Source organism: Chromobacterium subtsugae (genome assembly GCF_035919665.1).
Classification (GTDB): domain Bacteria; phylum Pseudomonadota; class Gammaproteobacteria; order Burkholderiales; family Chromobacteriaceae; genus Chromobacterium; species Chromobacterium subtsugae.
The window spans coordinates 774137-798043 of the sequence record NZ_CP142381.1 but is presented as its reverse complement, the minus strand read 5'-3'; the positions used below and the strand labels follow the sequence as shown (position 1 = coordinate 798043).

At 60.1% G+C, this 23907-nt stretch carries 24 protein-coding genes; 10 read left to right on the top strand and 14 right to left on the bottom strand.

Annotated features, from left to right (window positions below; all coding sequences use genetic code 11):
- Positions 1-276: 276 nt before the first annotated feature.
- Positions 277-804, top strand: a complete 528-nt coding sequence (locus U6115_RS03965) for a hypothetical protein (RefSeq protein WP_043576976.1) — start codon at positions 277-279, stop codon at positions 802-804.
- Here the strand turns inward: U6115_RS03965 and U6115_RS03960 are convergent.
- The 3 genes from U6115_RS03960 to U6115_RS03950 are packed head-to-tail and all read right to left on the bottom strand — an operon-like array spanning position 793 to position 2905.
- Complete coding sequence (locus tag U6115_RS03960) at positions 793-1530, bottom strand: metallophosphoesterase (protein ID WP_043576974.1); 738 nt, start codon at positions 1528-1530, stop codon at positions 793-795. The two genes, U6115_RS03965 and U6115_RS03960, sit on opposite strands and share 12 nt — an antisense overlap.
- Positions 1527-2192 carry a VUT family protein gene (locus tag U6115_RS03955; RefSeq protein ID WP_059184293.1) on the bottom strand — a complete coding sequence of 222 codons (666 nt, stop codon included), beginning with the start codon at positions 2190-2192 and terminating at the stop codon, positions 1527-1529. Before U6115_RS03955 ends, U6115_RS03960 begins: the two co-directional genes overlap by 4 nt.
- Positions 2193-2239: 47 nt before the next feature.
- The gene (locus U6115_RS03950; RefSeq protein WP_052258124.1) at positions 2240-2905 is read right to left on the bottom strand and encodes a helix-turn-helix domain-containing protein; all 666 of its coding nucleotides are present in this window, start codon (positions 2903-2905) and stop codon (positions 2240-2242) included.
- Between the two features lie 344 nt (positions 2906-3249).
- Between U6115_RS03950 and U6115_RS03945 the strand changes: the two genes are divergently transcribed.
- Entirely contained in the window at positions 3250-3507 is a 258-nt protein-coding gene (locus U6115_RS03945; RefSeq protein ID WP_043576972.1) for a hypothetical protein, read from the top strand.
- A gap of 74 nt (positions 3508-3581) precedes the next feature.
- Here U6115_RS03945 and U6115_RS03940 read toward each other — a convergent pair whose 3' ends face one another.
- Positions 3582-5912, bottom strand: a complete 2331-nt coding sequence (locus tag U6115_RS03940; RefSeq protein ID WP_230623396.1) for a penicillin-binding protein 1A — start codon at positions 5910-5912, stop codon at positions 3582-3584.
- 172 nt (positions 5913-6084) lie between these two features.
- On the opposite strand from U6115_RS03940, the gene U6115_RS03935 reads away from it, so the two are divergent.
- From U6115_RS03935 to U6115_RS03900, 8 genes are all read left to right on the top strand, one after another.
- Positions 6085-7164 (top strand): pilus assembly protein PilM, encoded by a 1080-nt coding sequence (locus tag U6115_RS03935; protein WP_230623395.1) that lies wholly within the window; start codon positions 6085-6087, stop codon positions 7162-7164.
- Complete coding sequence (locus tag U6115_RS03930; RefSeq protein ID WP_043576967.1) at positions 7165-7737, top strand: PilN domain-containing protein; 573 nt, start codon at positions 7165-7167, stop codon at positions 7735-7737.
- Positions 7734-8351, top strand: a complete 618-nt coding sequence (locus tag U6115_RS03925) for a type IV pilus inner membrane component PilO (protein WP_043576965.1) — start codon at positions 7734-7736, stop codon at positions 8349-8351. The genes U6115_RS03930 and U6115_RS03925 overlap by 4 nt, the downstream gene beginning before the upstream one ends.
- Before the next feature lie 13 nt (positions 8352-8364).
- Complete coding sequence (locus tag U6115_RS03920) at positions 8365-8883, top strand: pilus assembly protein PilP (RefSeq protein WP_043576963.1); 519 nt, start codon at positions 8365-8367, stop codon at positions 8881-8883.
- Positions 8880-10973: a type IV pilus secretin PilQ gene (gene pilQ, locus U6115_RS03915; protein ID WP_043576961.1), complete on the top strand. Its 2094-nt coding sequence runs from the start codon at positions 8880-8882 to the stop codon at positions 10971-10973. Before U6115_RS03920 ends, pilQ begins: the two co-directional genes overlap by 4 nt.
- Before the next feature lie 34 nt (positions 10974-11007).
- Positions 11008-11559 (top strand): shikimate kinase AroK, encoded by a 552-nt coding sequence (aroK, locus tag U6115_RS03910; RefSeq protein WP_062961531.1) that lies wholly within the window; start codon positions 11008-11010, stop codon positions 11557-11559.
- Complete coding sequence (gene aroB, locus U6115_RS03905) at positions 11556-12635, top strand: 3-dehydroquinate synthase (protein WP_043576957.1); 1080 nt, start codon at positions 11556-11558, stop codon at positions 12633-12635. Before aroK ends, aroB begins: the two co-directional genes overlap by 4 nt.
- A 113-nt stretch (positions 12636-12748) precedes the next feature.
- The gene (locus U6115_RS03900) at positions 12749-13132 is read left to right on the top strand and encodes a type IV pilus assembly protein FimV (protein WP_230623394.1); all 384 of its coding nucleotides are present in this window, start codon (positions 12749-12751) and stop codon (positions 13130-13132) included.
- 250 nt (positions 13133-13382) lie between these two features.
- On the opposite strand, the gene U6115_RS03895 is transcribed toward U6115_RS03900, so the two are convergent.
- The 10 genes from U6115_RS03895 to U6115_RS03850 all read right to left on the bottom strand — a co-directional run bounded on the left by U6115_RS03895 (position 13383) and on the right by U6115_RS03850 (position 23884).
- Positions 13383-14675, bottom strand: a complete 1293-nt coding sequence (locus tag U6115_RS03895) for an O-antigen ligase family protein (protein ID WP_043576955.1) — start codon at positions 14673-14675, stop codon at positions 13383-13385.
- On the bottom strand, positions 14630-15604 hold the full coding sequence (locus U6115_RS03890; protein WP_047237136.1) for a glycosyltransferase: 975 nt from the start codon (positions 15602-15604) through the stop codon (positions 14630-14632). Before U6115_RS03890 ends, U6115_RS03895 begins: the two co-directional genes overlap by 46 nt.
- Positions 15605-15607: 3 nt before the next feature.
- Positions 15608-16663 (bottom strand): glycosyltransferase family 4 protein, encoded by a 1056-nt coding sequence (locus tag U6115_RS03885; RefSeq protein ID WP_043576953.1) that lies wholly within the window; start codon positions 16661-16663, stop codon positions 15608-15610.
- Positions 16660-17517, bottom strand: a complete 858-nt coding sequence (locus tag U6115_RS03880) for a glycosyltransferase family 2 protein (protein WP_043576949.1) — start codon at positions 17515-17517, stop codon at positions 16660-16662. The genes U6115_RS03885 and U6115_RS03880 overlap by 4 nt, the downstream gene beginning before the upstream one ends.
- A gap of 86 nt (positions 17518-17603) precedes the next feature.
- The gene (locus U6115_RS03875; protein WP_043576946.1) at positions 17604-18356 is read right to left on the bottom strand and encodes a glycosyltransferase family 2 protein; all 753 of its coding nucleotides are present in this window, start codon (positions 18354-18356) and stop codon (positions 17604-17606) included.
- 15 nt (positions 18357-18371) lie between these two features.
- The gene (gene msbA, locus U6115_RS03870; RefSeq protein WP_043576942.1) at positions 18372-20120 is read right to left on the bottom strand and encodes a lipid A export permease/ATP-binding protein MsbA; all 1749 of its coding nucleotides are present in this window, start codon (positions 20118-20120) and stop codon (positions 18372-18374) included.
- 128 nt (positions 20121-20248) lie between these two features.
- A complete protein-coding gene (gene rfaQ, locus U6115_RS03865; RefSeq protein WP_230623393.1) occupies positions 20249-21304 on the bottom strand; it encodes a putative lipopolysaccharide heptosyltransferase III in 1056 nt (351 codons plus the stop codon).
- A 60-nt stretch (positions 21305-21364) separates the two neighbouring features.
- Positions 21365-23104, bottom strand: coding sequence for a phosphoenolpyruvate--protein phosphotransferase (ptsP, locus tag U6115_RS03860; protein WP_043576937.1), 1740 nt, complete (start codon positions 23102-23104; stop codon positions 21365-21367).
- A 116-nt stretch (positions 23105-23220) separates the two neighbouring features.
- Positions 23221-23490, bottom strand: a complete 270-nt coding sequence (locus tag U6115_RS03855; protein WP_043576934.1) for an HPr family phosphocarrier protein — start codon at positions 23488-23490, stop codon at positions 23221-23223.
- Complete coding sequence (locus U6115_RS03850) at positions 23477-23884, bottom strand: PTS sugar transporter subunit IIA (RefSeq protein ID WP_043576932.1); 408 nt, start codon at positions 23882-23884, stop codon at positions 23477-23479. Before U6115_RS03850 ends, U6115_RS03855 begins: the two co-directional genes overlap by 14 nt.
- Positions 23885-23907: the final 23 nt, after the last annotated feature.

The following is a 23907-nucleotide window of genomic DNA, read 5'->3' as shown; positions in this document are numbered from 1 at the left end:
CAGTACCGGCGCCGCGCGGCAAACGCCCGGCATAGGATCCGCGCCGCCGCAGCGCGGCCAGCCCCTCTCGCCGCCCCTGCGTCATGCCGCACACCGACAAACAACTTATATGACATGGCAGTATCGCCGGCGCTGCCATATAATGGCGCACAGGCGCTGCGAGCGGTTCGCGCCGCCAACAACAGACTGAACAGCGCATTCACCCGATCCACCCCGACAGACACGCGAAACCCTCGAACGGCAGCATGCTGCACGGACAGCACCGGCGGAACCCTAATGCCTTTTCAAACCTTGCGCCATTTCAAAAATTGGATTGTCGGCATCTTCAATCCGCCCTACCAGCTCTCGCTGTGCGAAATCCTGCCGGGCCGGCAAGGCGGCGGCACCGTCTACGTTTTCAAGCAATACGGCACCCACGACATCGTCAAGCTGAGCCATAAGGACATCATCGGCAATGTCCAGATTCTGGCCGCCATCAATCCCAAGGATTTGATCGGCATCGCGCTGTACGAAAACAACCTGAAGGAAGCCGCCGGCGAATGCCAGGTGCTGGAGACCATCCGCGGCAATCAATACCGGATCGCCAGCCACGGCCGCGAAGAGGTGTATTCCGGAGAAAGCATCTGCGGCAACCTGGACCTGTTCCAACGCCTGCCGCCGCACGAAATTTGCAAGATCGCCTACGAAACCGGCTTCAGCAAGGGCCGCAAGGTGTCCGGCCAACTGCGCGCGCTGGCCGAGCAGGGCCGCGCCGAAGCCGGCGCGGCCGCGGCCAATGTGGTGCCGCTGCGCTCACGCCAATGAAGTGGCCACCCGATAGCCGTCCGCGGAGAAGCTGAACAAGCGGTAGCCCTGGCGGTCGTCGATATCGATGTCGCTGGCCCCCGCCTGCCACTGGAAACAAGTGGCCGGGCCAACCTCCAGCATGCGGCCGCGGTAATCGATACTGTGAGCGCCATGCACATGGCCGCAGATCACCAGCTTCAGCCGCTCGGCCCGCGCCGCCTGCCAGAACTGCGAACTCTGGCGCAGCATGCAGTCGTCCAGCAATGGCGTCCCGACCGCCAGCGGATGGTGGTGCAGCACTACGGCGGCGTGGCCATCGTCCACCGCGGCCAGCCGCTCGCGCAAACGCGCCAGTTCGTCGGCGCCGATCAGCCCTTCGTCCAGCCCCGCCACGCAGCTGTCCACGCCGATGAAGGTCCAGCCGGCCAGCTTCACCTCATCCAGCGGCCGCAACAGCGGATAGCCGGCGAACACCTCGGCCATCGTCGAGCGGCAGTCGTGATTGCCGGCGATCCAATACACCGGCCGTCCGAGCCCGGCCAGCGCCTCGGCCGCCAGCCGGTACGACGCCGCGGACTCATCCTGCGACACATCGCCGGTGAGAAACACCGCGTCGACCGCGTCCGGCCCCAGCGCCCGCACCGCGGCCAATACCTTTTGCAGCGCCGCGTAGGTATCGCGGCCCAGCAACCGGCCGTCGCGCGCGGCGAACAAATGCAGATCGGTCAGTTGCAGGATATTCATGCCTTGGCGCTCTCAAAACGGTTGCGTTCAATGGCGCCGTCGCTATCGCGGAACACCGTCAGCGGATTGTAGGAAACTTCCCAATCGAAATAATCGGTGCGCTCTATCTTCTTGATCACCGACACCAGATAGTAGCCCAGCGGCAGCAGCAACACCGACATCACCACCTTGTACGACCAGGTGGTGGCGATGATGTTGACCAGCTCATGGCCGCTGTACTTGGAAGACAGGCTGATAGGATAGGCGGTGAGCAGCAGCACAGCCTGCGCCAGCATCGAGGCGATCAGGTAACGGGCGAAGAAGAAGCGGCCGGCAAAAAATATCTTCATCCGCGAAACGATGAAGCCATTGCAGAAATAGGAAGCCGGCACCGAAATCCAGGTGCCCACCATCACGCGCCAGAATTCGTGGAATAGCTGGTAATACTGCTTGGAGATGGCGTTGTTGTCCGGCTGGATCAGCGCGAAAGCGTTGAGAATCAACACGAACAGGGTCTGGCAAATCACGATGATCCAAACCGTGCGGCCGCCCAGCTTGTAGCCGTACACCTCGGTGGAAATGGTGGACAACAAATAGCACAGCGAAAACACGATGCCGCTGGCGGTGATTTTCAGGCTGAAGACATCTACGGTTTTGTACACCAGCGAATCACAGATAATCATGATGGTGACAGTCAAACCAACTATCAATCCATACAAGCGAAACTCGTTCAACGCACGCCTCCAGACAAGGTTTTGATGGCTTTCAACACCACGGCCAGCACCTGATAGTTTTTATAAAGCGACGGCGCCACATCGTTCTGTGGCGATATCGACGAAAACAGCAAAAAATCCTCTTCGACATACACCCGGCGCAGACAGGGAGAGTTGGCGCCTATCGTCACCAGCACGATATCGCCATCCTGCGGCCGGCTCTCCCGCACCATCACGAAAACCGTGCCCTGCGCGTAATGCGGGTACAGCGTGTCGTTATTGACCAATACCGCGAATAGCGGCCGCTCGGCATAGCCGACAACCTCCGCGCAATAATCTCCTTGGTCGGCGATACCGGTTTCGATGAAATCGCCGACATGGCCGATGCCGACCAAGGGCATGGAAAAAACCGCCTGCCGCGGCAGCGCCGACTGCTTGGCGCCGGATGCCGCCAATTCGCCGATGCTGACCTGGAAATAGCGCGCCAACTCGACCAGCGTGGACAAGGTAGGATTGCCGACGCCTCGCCGCAAATTGTTGATGGTGGCAATGCCCAGGCCGGTCTCATCGCTCAGCCGCACGGCATCCACGCCATGCCTTTGCATCAGGCTGGCCAAATTGCCAGAGATGACCGCCAACGGGTCATCATTCGCCGGCAGCGCCTTTTCCACTCCCTTCACCATTCGCTCATCCCAAAGCGTTGACAGAAACCGCCACCCCTCCCGCGAACCCTTGCCGCGACGCGATGGCGCGGCCGATCAGGCCGCCAAATATAAAGCGGCGAAACTCTCATTGCAAATACAAATCCGCCAGCATAAAGTACTAAGTGAGATAAAAAATTCTTAATTAATTCAAACAAGAAAGAAACTAATAAAAACTATTTCGGCACGGCGCGCCTGTTTACTGCCTAAGAAAAAATGATAATATAATATCAAGCGGGACAATAAAATGTTTGTCGCGCGATTTCCATAATTGCAGTCGAAATTTTTTATCCCAAACGTTGTCGCCACTCCGAGGTTGCTTCGCCATGCACAACCCAAACCTGACTGAATGCATTCATGAAGATGAATTCGCGGTAGACGTCATCAATGGAGAAAAGGTCCTGATCACCCTGCCCACCATGCTGGGTCAGCAAGGCAGCGAATGGGAGGGCTCGCCCATCTTCGGCAGGAGCTACCTGATGTCGCTGATCCGGCGCGGCATAGAAAACGACGTGCTGCACCCGGCGGATATCCAGCGCGCGCTGAGTCGCGAAGCCAGCCTGCGCGTCTGCTCGATGGAATGACCGGGAAACCCCGGCATGAAAAAGCCCCGGCGCGATCGCTCTGCGCCGGGGCTTGTCTTCAACTGGGCCGTTGATTAGAACAGCTGGTCCTTGACGTTTTCCACCGCGTCCTGGGCCGCCGGCTTGTCGTCGGCGGCCGGCGCGCTGGCGTCGTCGCCGCTGCCCGGCACCGTGCCCTGGTTGTCGATGTGCAGCTCCGGATTGGTCTTCTGGAACTCTTGGTAGTAGTACTCGTCGCCGCCGCGCTGACCGGCGCCCGGCTTCACCACGATGCCCTGCGGCACCGGCAGCTCGACTTCAGGCTGGCCCTTCAGCGCGTTGCCCATGTAGTTGATCCAGATCGGCAAGGCCGCGGAGCCGCCATAGCCGTAACGGCCCAGCGAGCGCGGCTGGTCGAAGCCCACCCAGGTGGCAGCCACCAGGTTGGGGTTGAAGCCGACGAACCAGGCGTCTTTCCAGTCCGAGGTGGTGCCGGTCTTGCCGGCCAGGTCGGTGCGGCCCAGGCTCATCGCGCGGTAGCCGGTGCCGTAACGCACCACGTCCCCCATCATCGAACGCATGATGAAGGCGTTGCGCGGATCGATCGCCTGCTGGGCGTTCTGGCCGGCCACCGTGGGCACGGTCTTGGCCAGCACGCGGCCGGACTGGTCTTCAATGCGGTCGATGAAGTAAGCCTTGGTGCGATAGCCGCCGTTGGCGAACACCGAATAGCCCTCCACCATCTGCAGCGGCGTCACCGAGCCCGCGCCCAGCGCCATCGGCAAGTAGGCCGGATGCTGCTTGGCAGAGAAGCCGAAGCGCTGGATGTATTGCTGCGCGTAATCGGTGCCCACGGCCATCAGCACCCGCACCGACACCAGGTTTTTCGACTGGGTCAGGCCGCGGCGCAGGGTGATCAGGCCGGAGAACTTGCCGTCATCGTTCTTGGGCTCCCAGTTCTGGCCGTTGATGCCGGGCACCGACAGCGGCGCGTCGTTGATCATGGTGGAAGGCGTGATGCCGCGCTCGATGCCGGACGAATAGATGAACGGCTTGAACGACGAGCCGGGCTGGCGCCAAGCCTGGGTCACGTGATTGAAGCTGCGGCGGTTGAAATCAAAGCCGCCCACCAGCGATTTGATCGCGCCGGTATGGGTATCCAGCGACACGAAAGCGCCTTCCACTTCCGGCATCTGCACCACTTCCCAATAGCCCTTGGCATTGGCCGACACGCGGATCACCGAGCCGCGGCGGATCTGCAGCTGCTGCGACGCCTTGCCGCTCAGCGCGCGGCGGGCGAATTCAAGGCCAGCGCCCTTGATGGAGATGGTCTTGCCGCCGCGCATATAGGCCTGGATTTCCGACGGGCTGGCCGACAGCACGATGGCCGGCAGCATGTCGCCGCTGTCGCGCAAATCGCCCATCGCCTCGTCCAGCGCCTCGGTCAGGTCCTCGCCGTCGCCGCTGGGCAGGTCGATGGTGCTTTCCGGGCCGCGATAGCCCATCTTGCGGTCGTAATCAACCAGGCCGGCGCGCAAGGCGTCATAGGCCCATTTCTGGTGGCGGCTGTCCAGCGTGGTGTAAACCTTGAAGCCCTCGGTGTAAGCCGCTTCCTTGTAACGCTCGTACATCGCCTGGCGTACCATTTCCGCAACATACTGGCCCGGCTGGCTGGTATCGGCGGCCTGGCTGGCCAGTTTCAGCGGCTCGTTCAGCGCCTCGTCGTACTGCGCCTGGGTGATGAAGTTGAGCTCGCGCATGCGGCGCAGCACGTATTGCTGGCGCAGCTTGGCGCGCTCGGGGTTGACGATGGGGTTGTAGGCCGACGGCGCCTTCGGCAGGCCCGCCAGCATCGCCATCTGCGCGACGCTGAGCTCGTTGATCGGCTTGCCGTAATAGGCCTGCGCCGCCGCGGCGAAGCCGTAGGCGCGCTGCCCCAGGTAGATCTGGTTGAAGTACAGCTCGAGGATCTGGTCCTTGCTCAGCGTGTGCTCGATCTTGAACGCCAGCAGCGCCTCGTTGAACTTGCGGGTGAAGGTTTTCTCGCTGGACAGGAAGAAGTTCTTCGCCACCTGCATGGTGATGGTGCTGGCGCCGGAGCGGGCGTGGCCGGACACCAGATTGCCGACCGCCGCGCGCATGATTCCCAGGTAGTCGATGCCGCTGTGCTGGTAGAAACGCTCGTCCTCGGCGGCCAGCACGGCCTGCTTCATCAGCTGCGGGACTTCGTGGATGCGGGAAAAGGATCGCCGCTCCTCGCCGAACTCGCCCAGCAGCTGATTATCGGCCGAATACACCCGGAGCGGGATTTTCGGACGGTAATCGGTGATTACATCAAGGCTTTGCAGGCGCGGATAAGTTATGATGATGGCAATTGCGGCGGCTCCCGCCAGCAGCACCACACCACCTAGAAACACGCCTGCCATTATTGCAAGAAATCGTCTGAGCATATTTACGATGGGCTTTCACTGGAAACAGGATTATAACGTCTTGTGAAAGCCAACAAGACAAACAATGGCGGCGACAGTGCGAAAATCTGTTGCACAAGACCGGATTGAGGCGCAGATGCTAGTCGATAAATTGAGGCTCGGGCGTCCATTGCTCGAACAACTGGGACTGGGGCAATCCCGCAACGCTTCCCTGCTTGGCCTGGACATCAGCAGCACGGCGGTCAAGCTGGTGGAGCTGTCGCGCAACGGCAAGAATTACCAGGTGGAGCGCTACGTGATCGAGCCGCTGCCCAAGGAGGCGGTCAACGACGGCAACCTGGTGGAAATTGACGGCATCGCCGAAGCGCTGCGCCGCGCCTGGAAACGTCTGGGCAGCCCGATCCGCAGCGTCGCCATCGCCATTCCCACTCCGATGGCCATTTACAAGAAGCTGCTGGTGCCGGTCAGCCAGACCGAAGAGCTGGACCAGATGATAGAGTCCGAAGCCAACCAGATCATCCCCTTCCCCCTCGACGAAGTGAACCTGGACCACCAGGTGCTGGGCCCCTCCCCGTCCAGCATCGACGACCTCGAAGTCCTGCTGTGCGCGGCGCGCAAGGAAAAGGTCGAGGAGCGCGTGGCGGTGGTGGAGATGGCCGGCCTGCGCGCCCTGGTGGTGGACGTGGAGTCATTCGCGATGATGACGGCGTTCGAGCAGATCCAGCACCAGCTGCCCGACCAGGGCATGAATCAGACTTTCGCCATGTTCGACATCGGCGCCACCCGCATCCACTGCAACATCATCCGCAACGGCCAGCAGATCTACTACCGCGAGCAGATGTTCGGCGGCCACCAGCTGACGCGCGACATCCAGCGCCGCTACAACATCAGCTTCGAGGAGGCGGAAAGCGGCAAGCGCAGCATGGCGATGCCCGACGGCTACGAATCGGAGCTGATGCACCCGTTCATCGATTCGCTGGCACAGGAAATCCAGCGCGCGCTGCAGTTTTTCTACACCACCGTCAGCGTGTCGCAATACCTGCGCGTCGACTACATCCTGCTGGCCGGCGGCTGCAGCATGCTGCCCGGCCTGGACGACGCGGTGGCCGGCCGCACCCAGATCAGCACCATGATCGCCAACCCCTTCACCACCATGGTGCAATCGAGCGCCATCCGCCTGAAAGAGCTGCTGATGGATGCGCCGGCGCTGCTGATCGCCTGCGGGCTGGCCCTCAGGAGGTTCGACTGAATGATACGGATCAACCTCCTCCCCCACCGCGAGCAGCGCAAGGCCGCGCACCGGCTGCGCTTCCAGCTGCTGCTGGCCGGCACCGCCGTATCGGCGCTGCTGCTGGTGGGCATCGCCTACCTGGTGCTTGAGCACCAGCTGTCGCGCCAGGAGCAGCGCAACCGCTACCTGCAGGCGGAAATCGGCCGGCTGGACGGCCAGATCAAGGACATCGGCAAGCTGAAGAAGCAGCGCGACGACCTGCTGGCGCGCAAACAGCTGGTGGAGCGGCTGCAGGAGGGCCGCAACGAGGCGGTGCACCTGTTCGACCAGCTGGTGCGCCAGACGCCCGACGGCGTCTACCTGCGCAGCTTCCGCCAGAACGGCAACCAGATCGTGCTGACCGGCTTCGCGCAGTCCGGCGCGCGGGTGTCCAGCTACATGCGCATGCTCGGGCAATCGGAAACCTTCGAGGCGCCGGTGCTGGTCGAGGTGTCATCGTCCATCGTCAACAACCAGCGCGTCAGCGCCTTCACCCTCAACGCCAGCCTGCGCCAGGCGCCCGCGGGCGGTCCGCAAGGAGCCAAGCCATGACGCTGGACGAACTGCGCGGACTCGACCCCAAGGACATGGCCAACTGGCCGCTGCAGGCGCAGGCGCTGATGCTGGCCATCCTGACGCTGCTGGTGGCCGGGCTGGGCTATTTCTTCGTGCTGGGCGATCAGCTAGACCATTTGAACCAGGCCCGCCTGCAAGAGGCCCAGCTCAAGCAGACCTTCGTCGACAAGAAACGCCAGGCGGTGAACCTGGACGCGCTGCAGCAGCAGTTGCGCGAGATCGACGCCTCCTTCGGCGCGCTGCTCAAGCAACTGCCCACCAAATCGGACATGGACACCCTGCTGACCGAAATCAACCAGGCCGGACTGGGGCGCGGCCTGCAGTTCGAGCTGTTCAAGCCCGGCAGCGAATCGCGCTCCGCCGAAATGGCCGAGGTGCCGATCAGCATCCGCCTGTCCGGCAGCTACAACGACCTCGCCGCCTTCGTCAACGACGTCGCCCAGCTGTCGCGCATCGTCACCATCAGCGACATTTCCCTCAACCCGGGCGGCGGCAAGGACAACCGCCTGACGATGGACGCCACCGCGCGCACCTACCGCGCGCTGGAGCCCAGCGAGCGCAGCGGCCTGCCCGCCGCCCAGCCAAAGTGAGGGACGCGCCAAGATGAAGAAAACCTGCGTCTGCCTGCTACCCCTGCTGCTGAGCGGATGCGGCGGCCCCGGCACCGAGGACCTGCAGCAGTGGATGGCCAGCAGCAGCCAGGGCCTGCGCGGCCAGATCGAGCCGCTGCCGCAGGTGCAGACCTACAAGCCGTTCAACTACCAGGCCTACGATCTGCTCGACCCCTTCAACGCGCAAAAACTACAGGCCGGCAAACAGCAGAATTCCGCCAACGCGCCCGACCTCAAGCGCCCGCGCGAGGCGCTGGAAAATTACGATCTGGACAAGCTGGCGATGGTCGGCACGCTGAAGCGGGGCGACTCGCTCTACGCGCTGGTGCGCACGCCGGAGGGCGCCATCTACCGGATCCAGCCCGGCAACTACGTCGGTCCCAATTTCGGCAAGGTGACCGCCATCCACGATTCGGAAATCGTGCTCTCCGAAACCGTCGAAGACCTGAATGGAGAATGGGTGCAGCGCGACAGCAGCCTGCACCTGGACGAACAAGGGCAAAACAAATGAAAAAGCTTGCGATCAGATGGATGGCGGGGCTGCTGCTGAGCCTGGCGGGCGGACTCGCCGCCGCCGGCCCGGCCATCACGGCGATAGAACCCGGCAAGGTGGACGGCAACCTGCAGCTCGTGCAGATCACCTTCGACGGCCCCGCGGTGCGGCCGGGCAGCTTCGCCATGTCCAACCCGCCGCGCATCGCGCTGGACTTCGCCGGCGCCAGCGTCAAGCTCGCCCGCCCCGCCATCAATATCGACAGCGCGCTGCTCAAGTCGGCGGTCGCGGTGGAGGCGCCCGGCCGCTCGCGGCTGGTATTGAGCCTGGCGCGCAACGCCTCCTTCCGCAGCGTGGTCAACGGCAACAAATTGCTGCTGACGCTGGACGGCTCGATGGCGCCGGCGCTGGATGCCACCCCGCAAGAGCAAACCTCGGCGGCAGCCCCCCAGGCCGCGGGCCAGGCGCAGATTGGCCAGGTCGGCCTGGACTTCCGCCGCGGCGCCAATGGCGAAGGCCGGGTGGAACTGGCCCTGCCCAACGCCAACACCCCGGTGGATGTGCGCCGCGACGGCAAAAACCTGGCGGTCGACATCGCCGGCGCGGTCCTGCCGCGCCAGCAGGTGCGCCGGCTGGACGTGACCGACTTCGGCACCCCGGTGGCCAAGGTGGATGCCGCCAACCAGGGAAACAACATCCGCATCCAGATCATCCCCCAGGGCGACTGGGACTATTCCTCCTATCAGACCGACGGCAAGCTGGTGGTGGAAGTGCGCCGCCCGGCGCCGGAAACGCTGGCCAACAGCGATAGCGGCAAGCCGGTATACAAGGGCGACAAGCTGTCGCTCAACTTCCAGAACATCGAAGTCCGCACCGTGCTGCAAGTCATCGCGGAATTCACCGGCCTCAACATCGTCACCAGCGACTCGGTCAGCGGCAACATCACCCTCAGGCTGAAGGACGTACCCTGGGATCAGGCGCTGGACCTGATCCTGCAGACCAAGGGCCTGGATCAGCGCCGCAACGGCAACATCATCCAGATCGCGCCGCGCGACGAGCTGCTGGCGCGCGACAAGCAGCTGCAGGAAGCCCGCCAGCAGCTGGCGACGCTGGAGCCGCTGCGTTCGGAAACCTTCGTGCTGCGCTACCGTTCGGCCGAAGACTTCAAGAAAGTGCTGGATGGCGACAACACCTCCGGCAAGAAAGAAAGCCTGCTGTCCGAACGCGGCAGCGTGCTGATCGATCCCAAGACCAACACCCTGATCGTCAACGACATCAACGCGGTGATCGACAAGATCCGCGACGTCATCGCCAAGACCGACATCCCGGTCAAGCAAGTGCTGATCGAGGCCCGCATCGTCGAAGCCACCGACAACTGGGAACGCGACCTCGGCATCCAGCTCACCTACGACCGGATGGACCCCAAGGGCATCATTTCGGGCAGCCCGCTGGGCACCGCGGTCAACAACGTCACCAACCTGAACACCGGCCAGCCCTACGTGATCCAGACCACGCCGGCCGGCGTCAACCTGCCCATCGCCAACCCCTCCGGCACGCTGACCGCGCTGTACAACGTCGGCCACTCGGTGATCCTGGGGCTGGAGCTGCAGGCAATGCAGGCCGAGGACAAGGGCCGCATCATCTCCAGCCCGCGGGTGATGACCGCCGACCGCCAGGAAGCGACCATCGAGCAGGGCACCGAGATTCCCTATCAGGAAGCCAGCTCCAGCGGCGCGACCTCGGTATCGTTCAAGAAGGCGGTGCTCAGCCTCAACGTCAAGCCGCAGATCACCCCGGACAATCACGTGATGCTGGACATCAAGGTCAACAAGGACTCGGCCAACTTCCAGCAAACCGTCAACGGCACGCCGTCGCTGACCACCGAGAAAATCGAAACCCAAGTGCTGGTGGACAACGGCGGCACGGTGGTGCTGGGCGGCATCTATCAGCAGCAACTGGACAATGTCGTCAACAAAGTGCCTTTCCTCGGCGACATACCGCTTCTGGGCGCGCTGTTCCGCAGCTCGCAGAAGATAGACAAGCGCAGCGAACTGCTGATTTTCATCACGCCCAAGGTGGTCAACGACCTGATCGTCGCGGGACGCTGACGGGCAGAGACAGAGCCGCGATCCATCGGCTACAATGGCTGCCATGGAGAGATTGGCAGGCAACTTTTTTCTGGTCGGCCTGATGGGCGCGGGCAAGACCACGGTAGGCAGGGCGCTGGCGCGCCGCACCGGCAAGACGTTCTACGATTCCGACCAGGAAATCGAGGCGCGCACCGGCGTGCGGGTCGCTACCATCTTCGACATCGAAGGCGAGCTGCGGTTTCGCAACCGCGAAACCTGCGTGATCCGCGACCTGGCCCAGCAGAGCGACATTGTGCTGGCCACCGGCGGCGGCGCGGTCCTGCGCCAGGAAAACCGCCAGGTGCTGATGCAATACGGCACCGTGATCTACCTGCGCGCGCCGATCGACGACCTGCTGGCCCGCACCCAGCACGACAAGAACCGTCCGCTGCTGCAAATCGCCGACCCCCGCGCCAAACTGGAAAGCCTGTTCAACGAGCGCGACCCTCTCTACCGGGAAATCGCCGACGTCATCGTCGACACCACCCAGCAAAACGTCAACCTGCTGGTCAGCCGCCTGATCGACCAGTTGCAGCCCCCCATCACCAAGGAAGCCGATTCGTGATCACCCTCGACCTGATCCTCCCCGACACCCGCTACCCGATACATATTGGCCACGGACTCCTGGAACAGGTCGAACTATTGCTTCCCCACCTGCCCATCCCCAAGGTGGCCATCGTCAGCAACGAAACCGTCGCGCCGCTGTACTTGGCGCGGCTGCGGCAAGCGCTTGAAAGCCGCGGCGTGGCCTGCGCCAGCATCGTCCTGCCCGACGGCGAAACGCACAAGGACTGGCAGACGCTCAACCTGATCTTCGACGCCCTGCTGTCCGGCAACGCCGAACGCAAGACCACGCTGATCGCGCTGGGCGGCGGCGTGATCGGCGACATGACGGGCTTCGCCGCCGCCTGCTACCAGCGCGGCGCGCCCTTCATCCAGATTCCCACCACGCTGCTGGCGCAGGTGGACTCGTCGGTCGGCGGCAAAACCGCGATCAACCATCCGCAGGGCAAGAACATGATAGGCGCGTTCTACCAGCCCAAGGCGGTGATCGCCGACATGGACCTGCTCGCCACCCTGCCCGACCGCGAACTGTCCGCCGGCCTGGCGGAAGTGATCAAATACGGCCTGCTGGGCGACGCCGACTTCCTTGCCTGGCTGGAAGACAATATGGCCAGGCTGAGGGCGCGCGACAGCGCCGCGCTGCAATACGCGGTGCGCCGCAGCTGCGAGATGAAGGCCGCCATCGTCGCCGAAGACGAAAAAGAAAACGGCGCGCGCGCGCTGCTCAATCTGGGACACACCTTCGGCCACGCGATAGAAGCCGGGCTGGGATTCGGCGCCTGGCTGCACGGCGAAGCCGTCGCCGCCGGCATGGTGCTGGCCGCCGCCGCCTCCGCCGAGCTGGGCTGGCTTGCCGCCGCCGACCTCGATCGGGTGCGCCGGCTGATCGCCGCCGCCGGCCTGCCGGTGACATCTCCCGCCATGCCCGTCCACCGCTGGCTGCAGCTGATGAGCCACGACAAGAAAGTGGAAGCCGGCACCATACGCTTCGTGCTGCTGCGCGCATTGGGCCAGGCCGTGATCCAACCTGGCCTGGCGGGCAGCCTGCTGGAGAAGATTCTGCGCGAAAACAGCTGAGTCCACGGCTGAGCGGCCCAGGTAGGGATTTATACGGATTGCCAAGCCGCCTTCCTCGTCAGAATAATCAACAGACTACATAAGATGTTGTACCACCGAGGGGGAGAAACAGAATGGATGTATTTACGGCCTTGGCCAGCAGCTTGGCCCTGATGCTTGTCTATTATTCGCTTCGCCAGTTCTGGCGTCGCCTGCGCTACACCAAGCCGGTCCACCGCGGCATCGATCCGGTTGGCGAAGCCGAAGTCTATCTCGCCTACGGCCGCACCAAAGAGGCGGTCCGGGTGCTGAAAGACTCCCTCAAAGACGATCCGGACAATCTCCACGCCAAAGTGGCATTGCTGCGCGCCTATTCCAGCGCCCGCAACAGCGAAGCCTATGTGTTGCTGGCGCGCGATGTGCAGGCGCAGGTGCAAGACCAGCCGGTCTGGCACACCATCCAGGAGAACGGCCGCCAGCTCGCGCCACAGGATCCGTTGTTCGACGCCAAGTTGTAAACCGGCCAGTCATGTAACTGATGCGCGCCCCAGTCGGCGCGCAACTCGAGCTTATACAAGCAAAACCGGCTACCAACGCGGCAGCACGGCACGTTGCCCAACTCAGCACCATCCTGGCGCACAATGCCCCGCGTAAGCCCACTCGCAGACGGAGGGGCGCTTCATGCCATTCGCAGTACCATCCACACCCCTCGCAAACGCAAAAAAACCACTCAAGGAGTGGTTTCTTTAACCGGATATCCGGCTATGGTTACGCTGATACCTGACTAGCCTTGCCATACTGCAATTTATATAAGGTGGACAGCAAAACCGCCTGTACCGTGGCATATACAGAAGCGTACATAACCAAGCCGAGCGTGATATGGGTGTAACCGACAATGAAAAAGATAACATTGCAAACCAGCCCAATCTTGCCGATCTTCACAAGCTCGGGCTCGCCTGAAACCGCCGCCTTCCAATAAGGATAGCTGCCCCCTACATAGAAAATGACATACGCCAGCAAACCGACCGAGCCCAGGCTGGCCGCATTGAAGAACAACTCGCCATGAGTATCAGCCGCATCCGCAACCGGAAGACCAACAAAGCCCTGCTCATATAGTGCATGCATCACCGGTGGTAAATCCCGGCCGACGCCAAAAATCGGATGCATCTTGAATATATGCCATGAAGCCAGTGCCATATCCATACGCATGCTTACCGAGCCATCTTTTTTTCCAACAAAAAAGGCATGGTATTCCGATACCGCCAAGTCTATGCGGTATTTGACGATTGCACTGCAGAAGTAAGACAGCACGAGAAGCGCGAACACAAGCAACAAAATACCGGCACAACTCTTCCAGTTAAAACCAAACACGGTTGTAAACAGGAATAGCGCTGCCACGACACCCGCAGCCCAAACCCCGCGCGACTCCGAAAAATACAGAACCAAGTATGTAGTTGCAATCACGACAATCGAGGCAACCCGATTCCAGCCACCAAGACTATATGAATAGAGGAAGAAAATCGTGCCAAACAACAAGCAGAATGCAGAATACGGAATAGTATTCGTAAATGCTGTCGCAATGCGCAGATCACCGCCATGGGTCATATTCCAATAGCCGAATATCAGCATCAAGAACACGGCAGCGGCAAAAATCCACCGTGCCGATTTCAGATCGAATCTGGCGCTATGGCACATCGCTACGAATAACGGAATAGCCAGCATGGTTCTGGAGGCTGAATCCGCGAAACGAAATCGAGGATCGCCGGAAATCAGCTCTCTACAAATAATCGCCAAGCCAAGAATAGACATGGCGAAAATCCAGGGCCTATACAAATCCCAGCATATCTTGAAATAGTTTTTCCTGAAAGAAAGGGCTATGCCAATCAAGGAAAGCAAGCAAGCCACTATCGTAGCGCTACCCCTCCAGACAAAACCCAATGCGATGACAATAAATGTCAATCCCCAAACAAGCCAATCATAACGTAAGTCGCGCTGACGCTCTATTGCCATATCAATCATCTCACCGCCCTCTTTAAAAGGAAAAATGGCCGTAAAGCCCATGGTGCCAACGAATAGAAGAACATCCTGATTTTAAAGCTCAAAGCGACTCCTGGTGCATCTACCAAATATTTAAACCTGCCCATCCAACCTGCTTGCTTTCTTAACATAAACTCAATCAGACACTCTTTTTGATAGAGGTTCACCAGATACGTCAGCAGTGCCGGCGTGGCATGCTTATTCCCAGCGACTTCTATCATATGCAACAACTCGATTTTGGTATTATCCAGCTTTTTAACAAATGCCGAGACAACAGCTTCAACAGTCAAGTGTCGCTTCTTATATGTCGTGCCCCCCCGCCTATACAACACCAACGGTTCAGGAATTGTCACAGCCCCACCGGCCCCAAACGCCCTAAAAGCCATGACCATGTCCTCAGCCACCACGCCTCGCGGTATGCCGGAAAATTCATCATATAGCCGCCGCGTCCATGCCTGAGCTGCTCCGATCAAAACCGGATGCCCCTGAAGCCAAGCATCCACGCTATTATAGTTCGCAAGGTCGTCAACCTTGATTACCCCATGCACATTACCAGCCGAATCCAAATCCTGTAGATAAGAAGCCAGCAAGTCGGGCTTTCGGCCATGCGCAAGCCAACAAGCCACTAATGATGAGACTCGTTGCGGCAACGAAATGTCATCGCCAGCGGTAACGACAAATAGCTCGCCTGAAGCATGAGATACCGCAACATTCAGATTAGCGCCGATTCCGACGTTGGATATATTGCAATTCAAAATCAGCTTATGCGGCCCCTGGTAGTTATCGCAATACGCCGATACAATATCAAAAGTTGAATCACTCGAACAATCGTCCGAAACAACAATTTCCAGATTGGCATAATCCTGAGAAAGCGCGCCTTTTAGCGCATCTAAAACATAATGCTCTTGATTATAGGTAATCAGGAGCATGGAAACTTTTGGCAGTGATTCCATCAGTTACTCCAACAATGCCAGCAAATCCAGCACATGATCTTCCAATGAATAAGGATAATGAATAGACTGGGATGCCAAGGAGGCCGGGTCTCTTTCCAAGTGCTTAGCCTGCCTGACCACTCGCTCCAGGCATGTCCTCAATGCCGCCGCATCCCGTTTGAAGACATGACAGCCTGGCTCGGACAATATTTCCGTCGCACCTACCGTATCGGCAAATAAAACGGGGGTGCCGCACAAAATTGATTCTGGGCCCACCATGCCAAATGCTTCATATTTTGAGGCCAGGATCGTCGCATCCGCCGCCGCATACAACGGGGGCATTTCATCGCAGAACCCTGCGTTGATAACCTTATCGCTTTTCAGCGGCGCTTTTCCCGCCGCTACCAACACAACATCTTCATCCATGCGACCAATCGCATCCAGGATGATGTCTGCGCCCTTCAAATCATGATTATTTGATGGAAACAAGAGCATGAACTGGTTTGGTCTGATACCAAGCTTCTGTCTAACCTCTTCGCGATTGGCCCTGGCATCCAATGAAAACTTGTGGGTGTCTACGGGAGGATATAAGACTTTTATTTTGGCCTCATCAATACCATAATATTTCTGGATTTCCTTCCCCACTCTCCCAGAATGAGAAACGATAGTCGATGCGCCAGCATAAAACCTGGTCTCATTCGCGATGGTCAATCTGTCATAAATACCAACACTGGATTTACCCTTGTCATTCAGGTGACCGATATGCGTACCACCCACAATCGCCAAGTCGACATCACCGAACACCCTTGATATGCCAATGGTTTTCCAGCCAGTTCGACAAGACCTCAGAGCCATACGTTCAAACAATATGTTATTTAGCCTGGAGAACGGTGTTCTATTTGGGAAAACCACGAAATCAAGGCCATTCGGGGGATCGGGCCAATTCACAACTCGCGCGATGACCTTTACCGGAATACCCCTGCGGCACAACTCCGCTATCACATCCATCACATAGCGTTCCATTCCACCGCCCTGGCGAATGGAGTGAAAGATAAAATTGATGCCAGAAATATCACTCATTCCGATTTTCCATTCGACAGCCAACCAGGATCAATATCCAATGAGGAAATACCTTTCAAGGCCTTGACATGCTCGCTGCGGATTGACGCCTCGAATCTTCTCCAGTTTTCACCCTCAAAACTTCTATCATTTTCCTTATGCCAGAGATGCAGAACCGGCATGGCGAAACGGCCATTCTTGATGCCCACTCCACTGCGAATCAAGCGAACAGCAAAGTCCGAATCCTCATAGCCCCAACCGGAAAATGTGGCATCAAATCCATCTACCATCAAATAATCTTCGCGCCAAACACCGATATTGCAACCACGCAGCAATTTCCAACTATCTTTTCTTTTCTTGCGCCACTTTGGCAAATCAAGCCGCAACCAACCCAAAAAATTGTTGATATTTTTCCTCAGCCGATGAGCAAGCCAGGAAAATCCCGTCCAATTGGATACCGGACGGCATTCACCGGAAACGTAGCTCAGGGTAAATCTTTCGGACATCAATACCCTATTGCCGGCGACCACCCAGCCGCGTTCGGCAAGCTTGGCGTGCTGAAACAGGAAGTCCGACTGTGGGATACAATCCCCGTCCAGGAATATCAGATAATCACCCCGCGCCTGCAGCGCCGCCCGGTTCCGAATCTCCGCCAATCGGAATCCCAAGTCCTCATGCCAAACATGCTGGAGCCGATCATGGAAAATCTTCTGATGGGCCTTCACCACCGCTTGGGTTGCAGGACCGGAGCCATCGTCGGCAACAATGATTTCCCAATCACCGGCAAGCATGCCCGATTGGTGGTGAAAACCAGACAATACTGCATCAAGCGCATCAGGCCGATTATAGGTACTGATCAAAACTGTTATTTTCATTCATCAAACCAGCCATATGAATTCAGACAGCAGATGCCTTGGAAACCTGCCGTAGCCGAAATAGCCTTGTGGCGAACACGGACACATCAGACCTTTCCGCTCCTTCTCAGCTCCAAAGCATGGGCATACTTCAGATAAGAACCGATGCCTTTGCACATCGACAAGGTCAAGCCATCCAAACCGGCCAGAAATCCCAGCTTGATCACATAGTGGCGGAAAAAAGCCCAGCCGCCATGCAGCGCCGGATGCCAGGGATAGATTTTCTTGCCGCTTTTAGCCAGGCCCACTGAAAGCCATTCGGCATACTTGCATTTTGCGATCATGTCCGGATAATTCCGGTACGAATAATGCGTAATATGAACCGCTACCTTCGTCGAAGTCGCCGCCTTGACACAAGTATGCGCGACAACCGGCGTGAAATCGGCCCGGTGGCGATTGAACAACCTCTTCACATAATCGGGGTATTGACCGGCATAAGGCGTGAAGCGGTCGCCAATATAATTGCGGCGACGCGTTTCGACCAGATCCACGCCCAGGGCGTCCAGATCGGTATTCTTCACATAAGCGATGAAATCCGGCTCCAACCTTTCATCGGCATCCAGATTCAGTACCCAGGCATGCCGGCAACGCGGCAAGCCCAGGCTTCGCTGAGGACCATCGCCCAAAAAAGGTTTCTGTACAATGACGGTCGCGCCTTCGGCCTCAGCCAGCGCAATGGTGCCATCGGTGCTACCTGAATCGACAACAACGATGTCATCACAAACCGCTCTCAACGACCGCAGGCAATCGACAATATTGTGCGCTTCATTAAGCGTTATCACCAAACCACTGATAGCCATCCGCATTCTTTCATCTCAGCTGCCAAATTGCAGCAGATATAGCTTTGAATAAATTCCCTGTTTGTCCAGCAGGTCCTGGTGTTTGCCGATCTCGGCGATCTCGCCCTGGTGCATCACTACGATGCGGTCGGCACTTTCTATCGTGGACAGACGGTGAGCAATGACGATCGTCGTCCGGTTTTTCATCAGATTATCCAGCGCCGACTGCACCAGCCGCTCCGACGCGGTATCCAACGCGCTGGTTGCCTCATCCAGAATCAGAATTGGCGCATCCTTCAGAATGGCCCGCGCGATCGCCAGCCGTTGTCGCTGGCCGCCGGACAGGCGAGTGCCGTTTTCGCCGATCAGGGTATCAAGCCCCTGCGGCATCGCCTCGATGAAGTCCAGCGCGTTGGCTGCGCGCGCCGCTTCGCGGATCCCGTCGCGCGTGACATCGCCCAAACGCCCGTAAGCGATGTTCGCGGCGACGGTGTCGTTGAACAACACCACATCCTGGCTGACCAGGGCGATCTGCTCGCGCAGGCTGACCAGGCTGATCTGCGTCAGCGGCACATCGTCCAGCAGTATCTGGCCGGCAGTCGGCTCGTAGAAGCGGGGAATCAGGCTGGCCAACGTGGTTTTCCCACCTCCGCTGGAGCCAACCAGCGCGATGGTTTCGCCAGCGCGGATGTCTAGGTTGATATCACGCAATGCCGGTCGCTCCGCGCCTGGATACTGGAATGACAGCTGCTTGAACCGGAAATTTCCTTTGGTCGAACCCAAACGGATCCGGCCCTCATCCGGCTCCGCACGCTCGTCCAGGAATTTGAACACGCTTTCCGCGGCGGCTAACCCCTTCTGCACCGTCTGACTAATGCTGGTGATGCGCTTGATCGGCGCGAACAGCATCAGCATCGCGGTCAGGAAGGACATGAAATCGCCGGCGGAAAAACTGCCATGCTGCGCCAGCGTGCCAGCGAAATACAGGATCACCGCCAGCGCGCAGGCGATGATCAGCTGGGTGACGCCGGTGCTGGCAGCGCTGGTAGCCCGCTCCTTGACCATATTGTGGCGGATAGACTCCGCCGAGCGGCTGAAGCGCTCGCTCTCGTAGTCCTGGCCGCCGTAAACCTTGACCACGCGCTGGCAGTCTATGCTCTCGCCCAGAATCTGGGTCATTTCGGCCATATCCTGCTGGTTTTTGCGCGACAGACCGCGCAGGCGCTTGCTGACGTAGCGGACACACCAAGCCACGATCGGCATCACCGCCAGGCAGATCAGCGTGAGGCGCCAGTCGGTTATCAGCAGCAAGGCCAGCAGGCCAATCACCGTGATGCCGTCTTTGATCACCACGGTGATCACATTGAAACCGGCCTCGCTGATCTGCGTCACGTCGAACACCACCCGCGAGACGATGCTGCCCGACTGGTTGTTGTCGTAGTAATTGACCGGCAGCCGCACCATGCGGGCGAACATTTCCTGCCTCAGCGTCTGCACCAGATGGCCGGACAGCCAGCTGGAAGTATATTCGTTGATGTAGCTGGTCAGGCCGCGCAGCATGAACAGGCCGACGATGGCCAGCGGCGTCCAGACGATGGCGTGTGGATCGCGGTTGACGAAGCCGCCGTCGATCAGCGGCTTCATCAGCCGGGCGAACATCGGCTCGGTAGCCGCCGCGATGGTCATGGTCAGCATCGACAGGATGAAGACCTTCCAGTAGGGCCGCAGGTACAGCATCACCCGCTTGTAGAGCGCGAAACTGGTTTTGTTATCTAAGAATGACATGGACGAATTCTATCGAAACTGCAGGTTGTGATTCCAATCGCCAATCCGGCTCGCTCGCTGATCTGATGGCATATCGCCGCAGCGTAACAACCGGAGTTCAGGCAAACATGTGCCGGCAGGTTTTTTTGTTAGCAAGCGTGACTCGGGCGGGTTTCGGCCAACAGCGACTCGACCTCGGCCAGCACCTGGGCCACCGCGATCCGCTCGATGCATTCGCTGCGCTCGCCGCCGCCACAACCGGCCAGATTGCAGGGTCGACAGGGCAGGTCCAGCGAAACCTGGCGATGCGGCACCCGCCATGGGCCCCACACTTTGTCCCGCGATGGGCCAAACAAGACCACCACCGGCGTTTGCACCGCCGCGGCAAGGTGCATGGGCAGGGAGTCGACGCCGATGAACAATCGCGCCTGCGCGATCAGCGCCGCCAATTGCTTCAACGACAGCTGTCCGCTCAAATCCACCACCGGCCGCCGCACCCCTGCCCGGACCTCGCGGATCATGGCGTTTTCCTCCGCCGACGGCGCGCCGCTCAACACGACCTGCCACTCTTGCTCATGCAAAGCGTTGATCAGGCCGGCCACCTTGTCCGCCGGCCAGCATTTGTAGAACCAGCGCGACCCCGGGTGAACCAGGATGAAACGGCCCGCCGCGACGCCATTGGCTTGCAGCAAGGCGCTCACGCTTTGCTCGGCTTCGGCGCCGGGCACCACCGAAAGGGCGGTTTCCGCTTCCTTGGGATAAATTCCCAGCCGTCGCAGCGCGTCGAGATGCCATTCGACGATATGGCGCTTGTTACCCAGCACCAGACCATGGCGGTGGGTGAAAGTTTTCCGGAAAAAGCGCCCGCGATCGGGGACGTCCGGCACCACCGACCAGCGCGGCTTCAGCAGCCTCACCAACGAGGTAGCGCGATTATTGTCGTTGAGCACCACGATCAACTGGTAGCCCCGCGCCTTCAGGCTCGAATACAGCGCCAGCTCATGGCGCAGCCGCGCCCAGGCGCCCAGCTTCTTCCAGCCGCGGTCTATGGTGAAGACATTGGAGATGGCCGGGTGCAGGGTCAGCATTTCCCGGGTTTCATGGTAGACCAGCGCGTCAATCTCGATGTGAGGCGCATGGTTTTTCAGCACGGTGAACACCGGCGAGGTCAGCAGCACGTCGCCGTGGTGCATCAACCTGATCACCAGCGCCCGCCTGACCTGGGATAGATCGATCGCGTCTTTTAGCATAAATAAAAACCGGGCTTAATCGCCCGGCTCTGCATTCAGCAGTTGCAGTAGATCGGCTATTTTATCAGGGTCTTCCGATCTGAGCATGCGCGTCGTGATCGAGGCGATCTCGTCCAGGTGGGTGGTCAGCACCTGTTGCTTCACCGACAGCAGATTGGCCGGATGCATCGAGAACTTGCGCAAGCCCATCCCCAGCAGCAGGCGGGTGAGCTTGGCGTCGCCGGCCATCTCGCCGCACACCGACACCGGCACATTGGCCTTGATGCCGCACTTGATGGTGTGCAGGATCAGCTTCAGCACCGCCGGGTGGATCGGGTCGTACAGGTGGCTGACGGTGTCGTCGTTGCGGTCTATCGCCAGCGTGTACTGGATCAGGTCGTTGGTGCCCACCGACAGGAAGTCGACCAGCTTGGTGAAGCTGCCGGCCACCAGCGCCGCCGACGGGATTTCTATCATCGCGCCCACTTCGATGTCTTCGGCGTAGCCTATGCCCTCGTCGCGCAGCTCCGACTTCGCGTATTCGAACTGCGCCAGCGCCTGCCGCAATTCCGGCAGCGAATTCACCATCGGGAACAGCACGCGTATCCGGCCATAGGCCGAGGCGCGCAGCAGCGCGCGCAGCTGGGCGCGGAACATCAAGGGCTCCGCCAGGCACAGCCGGATGCCGGTCAGACCCAGCGCCGGGTTGTCGGCCTGGTCGTGGCCCAGCCATTTCGGGCTCTTGTCAGCGCCCAGGTCCATGGTGCGGATGGTCACCGGCATGCCCTTCAGCGCCACCGCCACGTGGCGGTAGGCCTCGAACTGCTCGTCCTCGGTCGGCAGCGTGTCGCGGCCCAGAAACAGGAACTCGCTGCGGAACAGCCCCACCCCCACCGCGCCGGATTCGCGCACGTCATCGACGTCCTGCGGCCGCTCGATATTGGCCAACAGCTCGATCACCGAGCCGTCGCGAGTGACGGCGCTGGACTTGCGGATCGACGACAGCTTGCGTTTCGCGCCGCGCCAGGCCCGCTGCCGGCGCCGGTATTCGTTCAGCACCAGCGTGTCCGGGTTGATGATCACCACGCCCTGCAGGCCGTCGACGATGATCATCTCGTCCTCGCGGATCAGCTCGCGGCCGTGGTGCAGCGCAATCACCGACGGCAAATCCAGGCTGCGGCCCAGAATGGCGGTGTGCGAGGTGGCGCCGCCGACGTCGGTGATGAAGGCGGCGAAGTTGGAATCCTTGAAATACACCATGTCGGCCGGCGACAGATCATGCGCCACCAGGATGTGGTCGTCGACCAGGTCTTCCTGCGCCGGCAATTGCGGCGCGTCGCCGTCCAGGTTCTTGAAAATGCGCTCGACCACCTGCAGCACGTCGTTCTTGCGCTCGCGCAGGTAGTCTTCCTCGATGGCGTCGAATTGCTCGATCAGGTGGTCGCACTGCAGCTTCAGCGCCCATTCGGCGTTGCAGTGCTGCTTTTCGATGATTTCGCGCGGCTCGCGCGAGATGGTGACGTCGCCCAGCAGCATGATGTGCAGCGACAGAAAAGCGCCGAGCTCCGCCGGCGCGTTTTCCGGGATGCTGCCCCACAGCATCTCCAGCTCCTTGCGCGTGGCGCGCACGGCTTCGTCGAAACGCGCCTTTTCCGCCGGAATCTCGCCCTCTTCCAGCAAATAGTGCGCAACATCGTCCATGCTGCGCGAAATCAGATGGGCCCGGCCGATGGCGATGCCGCCGCCGATGGCCACCCCGTGCAGGATGATGCTCATTGTCCCCTCCCCTGGCGGGCCGATGTTATTGTCGCTGTGCCCGCCCCATTCCCGCCGCCGACGGCGGCGGGCTCCCTGAACGGCCGGGGAAAGCCGGCCACCCGCTCAGCGCCGCGTCACTCCGCTTCGTCAAAGCGGTTGTTGATCAGCGCGATCAGCGCCTCCAGCGCCTGCTGCTCGTCTTCGCCGCTGATCTCCAATTCCACCTTGGCGCCCTTGGCCGCGGCCAGCATCATCACGCCCATGATGCTCTTGCCGTTGACGCGGCGGTTGTTGCGGGCGATGAAGATATCGCTCTTGTAACGGCTGGCCAGCTGGGTGAATTTGCTGGACGCGCGCGCGTGCAAGCCCAGCTTGTTGATGATTTCGACTTCAGATCGCAGCATTTCCTTCCCCCGGGATAATGTAAAGCACGCCTTCCAGCCCGCCGGTGATCGCCTTGCTGACGACGATCTCCAGCGGCTGGCTGCTGTAGCACAGCGCTCGCACCAGCATCGGCAGACTGGCGCCAGCCACCGCCTCGACCCGGCCTGGGCGGATCAGCCTGCTGGCGATATTGGATGGCGTGCCGCCGTACATATCGGTCAGCACCATCACGCCGTCGCCCTGATCCAGCCCGTCCACCAGGCCCTGCGCTTCTGCCAGCTTGCGTTCCGGGTCTTCGGTCTTGTCCACCACCATCACCGCCAGATTGTCCGGTTCCCGGCCCAGGATGTGCTTGGCGCAATCGGCCAGGCTACGCCCCAGGTCTCCATGTGCAATTATCAGAACACCTACCATGCCTGAGTCTTCGAATTGGTGCG

Excerpts from the sequence above, each read along its gene's own strand:
- U6115_RS03885 (WP_043576953.1), bottom strand. The coding sequence starts at position 16,663 with ATGAGTGATATTTCTGGCATCAATTTTATCTTTCACTCCATTCGCCAG.
- U6115_RS03855 (WP_043576934.1), bottom strand. The coding sequence starts at position 23,490 with ATGCTGCGATCTGAAGTCGAAATCATCAACAAGCTGGGCTTGCACGCG.
- U6115_RS03955 (WP_059184293.1), bottom strand. The coding sequence starts at position 2,192 with ATGATTATCTGTGATTCGCTGGTGTACAAAACCGTAGATGTCTTCAGC.
- aroK (WP_062961531.1), top strand. The coding sequence starts at position 11,008 with ATGGCTGCCATGGAGAGATTGGCAGGCAACTTTTTTCTGGTCGGCCTG.
- U6115_RS03930 (WP_043576967.1), top strand. The coding sequence starts at position 7,165 with ATGATACGGATCAACCTCCTCCCCCACCGCGAGCAGCGCAAGGCCGCG.
- pilQ (WP_043576961.1), top strand. The coding sequence starts at position 8,880 with ATGAAAAAGCTTGCGATCAGATGGATGGCGGGGCTGCTGCTGAGCCTG.
- U6115_RS03950 (WP_052258124.1), bottom strand. The coding sequence starts at position 2,905 with ATGGTGAAGGGAGTGGAAAAGGCGCTGCCGGCGAATGATGACCCGTTG.
- U6115_RS03875 (WP_043576946.1), bottom strand. The coding sequence starts at position 18,356 with ATGGCTATCAGTGGTTTGGTGATAACGCTTAATGAAGCGCACAATATT.
- ptsP (WP_043576937.1), bottom strand. The coding sequence starts at position 23,104 with ATGAGCATCATCCTGCACGGGGTGGCCATCGGCGGCGGCATCGCCATC.
- msbA (WP_043576942.1), bottom strand. The coding sequence starts at position 20,120 with ATGTCATTCTTAGATAACAAAACCAGTTTCGCGCTCTACAAGCGGGTG.
- U6115_RS03940 (WP_230623396.1), bottom strand. The coding sequence starts at position 5,912 with ATGGCAGGCGTGTTTCTAGGTGGTGTGGTGCTGCTGGCGGGAGCCGCC.
- U6115_RS03960 (WP_043576974.1), bottom strand. The coding sequence starts at position 1,530 with ATGAATATCCTGCAACTGACCGATCTGCATTTGTTCGCCGCGCGCGAC.
- U6115_RS03850 (WP_043576932.1), bottom strand. The coding sequence starts at position 23,884 with ATGGTAGGTGTTCTGATAATTGCACATGGAGACCTGGGGCGTAGCCTG.
- U6115_RS03965 (WP_043576976.1), top strand. The coding sequence starts at position 277 with ATGCCTTTTCAAACCTTGCGCCATTTCAAAAATTGGATTGTCGGCATC.
- U6115_RS03925 (WP_043576965.1), top strand. The coding sequence starts at position 7,734 with ATGACGCTGGACGAACTGCGCGGACTCGACCCCAAGGACATGGCCAAC.
- U6115_RS03945 (WP_043576972.1), top strand. The coding sequence starts at position 3,250 with ATGCACAACCCAAACCTGACTGAATGCATTCATGAAGATGAATTCGCG.
- U6115_RS03890 (WP_047237136.1), bottom strand. The coding sequence starts at position 15,604 with ATGGAATCACTGCCAAAAGTTTCCATGCTCCTGATTACCTATAATCAA.
- U6115_RS03880 (WP_043576949.1), bottom strand. The coding sequence starts at position 17,517 with ATGAAAATAACAGTTTTGATCAGTACCTATAATCGGCCTGATGCGCTT.
- U6115_RS03900 (WP_230623394.1), top strand. The coding sequence starts at position 12,749 with ATGGATGTATTTACGGCCTTGGCCAGCAGCTTGGCCCTGATGCTTGTC.
- U6115_RS03895 (WP_043576955.1), bottom strand. The coding sequence starts at position 14,675 with ATGGGCTTTACGGCCATTTTTCCTTTTAAAGAGGGCGGTGAGATGATT.
- U6115_RS03920 (WP_043576963.1), top strand. The coding sequence starts at position 8,365 with ATGAAGAAAACCTGCGTCTGCCTGCTACCCCTGCTGCTGAGCGGATGC.